The sequence below is a fragment of the Desulfovulcanus ferrireducens genome (assembly GCF_018704065.1).
In the GTDB taxonomy this organism is placed as follows: Bacteria; Desulfobacterota; Desulfovibrionia; order Desulfovibrionales; family Desulfonatronovibrionaceae; genus Desulfovulcanus; species Desulfovulcanus ferrireducens.
Genome location: NZ_JAGUQP010000057.1, coordinates 1 through 2,693, shown reverse-complemented (window position 1 = coordinate 2,693; position 2,693 = coordinate 1). Strand labels below are relative to the sequence as shown.

Genomic DNA, 2,693 nt, shown 5'->3' with positions numbered 1-2,693 from the left:
TTTATTGGCATTAAGGCCATGGCCAAGTCCCTGCGTAAGATAGCCCGTGTTTTTAATGATCCCGAACTGACCGAGCGCGTTGAAAAGGTCATTGAAGAAGAAACAGCCGAGGCCGAGGCAAAGATTGCTCCCTACAAGGAGCGGCTCAAGGGCAAGAGCGTTATGCTTTTTGTAGGTGGTTCACGGGCTCACCACTACCAGGATCTCTTTCGTGATCTGGGCATGGAACCGGTTGTTGCCGGTTATGAATTTGCTCACCGCGACGACTACGAAGGCCGTCACGTTATTCCGACCATCAAGATAGACGCGGACAACAAGAATATCGAGGAATTGAAAGTAGAGCCGGACCCGGAAAGATACAAGCCGCGGATAGATCCCGAATACTATAAAGTCCTTAAGGAAGAGGGTGTGATTGGTACCTATGGCGGAATGTGGGAGGACATGGGCGAAGGCACTTTGGTTATTGATGACATAAGCCACATCGAACTGGAGTACCTGATCAAAAAGATGAAGCCGGATATGGTCTGCTCCGGAATTAAAGACAAGTACATTATTGAGAAGTTTGGCGTACCTTCCAAACAGCTTCACAACTATGATTACTCAGGTCCATTCGCAGGATTCAGGGGAGCGGTTAATTTTGCCCGCGAGATAGACATGATGATCCACAATCCGGCCTGGAAGCTGCTCAAGGCTCCTTGGGAAAAAGGGCCGACACTTAAGGCAGAGTTGAACGAGTAACCCAACAGGATAACTTAGAGAGGAGAAAAAGCTATGCTTGACCATACGCCTAAAGAGATAGTTGAGAGGCAGGCTTTGCGTATTAACCCTGCCAAAACCTGTCAGCCTATAGGGGCTATGTATGCAGCCTTGGGAATACATGGCTGTTTGCCACACAGTCATGGCAGCCAGGGATGTTGCTCTTACCATCGCAGTCACCTGACCAGGCACTATAAAGAGCCTGTCATGGCCAGTACCAGTTCTTTCACCGAAGGCGCCAGTGTCTTTGGCGGAGCTCCGAACCTGCGCCAGTCTCTAAAGACCATTTTCCAGGTCTACAACCCGGACATCGTTGCCGTGCACACTACTTGTCTGTCTGAGACCATTGGTGATGACATACCAAGTATTACTAAAAAGGCTGCCAGTGACGGTATTATTCCTGAAGGCAAGCTGGTCATCCACACGAACACTCCAAGTTACGTGGGCTCTCATATTACTGGTTTTGCCAATATGGTTTCGGGAATAGTCAAGTACCTCGCCGAAGGTGGTGAGAAGAAGGAAAACCAGGTCAATGTCATCCCAGGTTTTGTCGAGCCTTCTGATATGCGCGAAATAAAGCGCATCCTCCGGGTAATGGGAATTGATGGCATTGTATTCCCGGATACCTCAGATGTCTTGGATACGCCGATGCGTGGCGAATACCAGATGTATCCCAAAGGCGGCGTAACCATCGAGGATTTGAAAAGGACAGGCACAAGCAAGATGACCCTTGCCCTGGGCGCTTTTGCTTCGGAACCGGCAGCCATAGCGTTGGAACAGAAGTGTGGCGTACCTTTTAAGACCTTGGAAGCGCCTATCGGAGTCAAGGCCACGGACAAGTTCATCCAGGCACTCATGGATGCTACAGGCAAGGAGATTCCTGAGTCACTTATGGATGAGCGTGGTCGTCTGGTGGATATCATGACCGACTATCAGCATTATCTGTATGGCAAAAAGGTAGCGCTCTGGGGAGATCCTGATTTGATCGTTGGACTGACCGACTTTTTAAAGAGCATGGGTATGCGGCCCAAGTACATTATCACCGGTACTCCTGGAAAACGCTTTGAGAGGCAGATTGCAGAGGTGATGAAGGATGCTGATTGGGAGTATGTTTGCAAGCAGAACGCAGATCTTTTTTATCTCCACCAGCTTATCAAGAACGATCCAGTGGATCTCCTTATCGGTAATACTTACGGCAAGTATATCTCGCGGGCCGAGGACATACCCTTGGTACGATTTGGTTTTCCGATTCTGGACCGCGTAGGACACACTTACTTTCCTAAAGTCGGTTATAGTGGCGGAATCTATCTGATTTCCAATATAGTCAACACACTTCTTGATCGTGCCGACCGTGATGCTCCTGATGAGCGTCTGGAACTGGTTATGTAGGGAGGTTTGTCATGGAAAAGCCGGACTATCACATTCTAGTATGTATGAGTTTCAGGGGACTGGAACCCAAAGGTAAATGTATCAAGCAAGGTGGAGGGGAACTGCTTCAATACCTTGAAAGCGAAATCGCGGATCGCGGTCTGAACGCCTTTCTTTCCAGTACCGGATGCTTGCAGTTTTGCGACCAGGGACCTGTCATGGTCATTTATCCACAAGGGTACTGGTACGGTGGGATTACAGACGAGGACCAGATCGATGAAATACTGGACGCGCTTGAGGAAGGCAGGGCCGCTGAAGAGTACCTTCTTGCCTAGTAAATAGGTAGGGCTTTAGGCAGGAGGCTGTCTATCTTGGCCTTTAGCCCTTTACCTAAAAAAGCTGGGATGCTGAGATACTGGATTGCTGGAACGGATATATTCTCTTTTTAGATTTAAAAGAGGTTATCCCCTTAAAAATGAAAAGGTAAAAATTATGAAGACAGCAGTTATTTTTGAAGAACGCAAGGACCAGATATACCGCAAAGGTGAGCAGCCTTTTGAGCTTGCCTG

3 protein-coding genes are annotated in these 2,693 nt (G+C 48.5%); all 3 read left to right on the top strand.

The annotated features are described in order from the left end of the window. Nucleotides 1-738: nitrogenase component 1 (locus tag KFV02_RS11360; RefSeq protein WP_289510159.1), on the top strand; the 738-nt coding region annotated here is incomplete at its 5' end. A 33-nt stretch (nt 739-771) separates the two neighbouring features. Next, nucleotides 772-2,145 carry a nitrogenase molybdenum-iron protein subunit beta gene (nifK, locus tag KFV02_RS11355; RefSeq protein WP_252381666.1) on the top strand — a complete coding sequence of 458 codons (1,374 nt, stop codon included), beginning with the start codon at nt 772-774 and terminating at the stop codon, nt 2,143-2,145. Nucleotides 2,146-2,156: 11 nt separating this feature from the next. After that, nucleotides 2,157-2,459, top strand: coding sequence for a (2Fe-2S) ferredoxin domain-containing protein (locus KFV02_RS11350; RefSeq protein WP_252381665.1), 303 nt, complete (start codon nt 2,157-2,159; stop codon nt 2,457-2,459). The last annotated feature ends 234 nt before the right edge of the window (nt 2,460-2,693 follow it).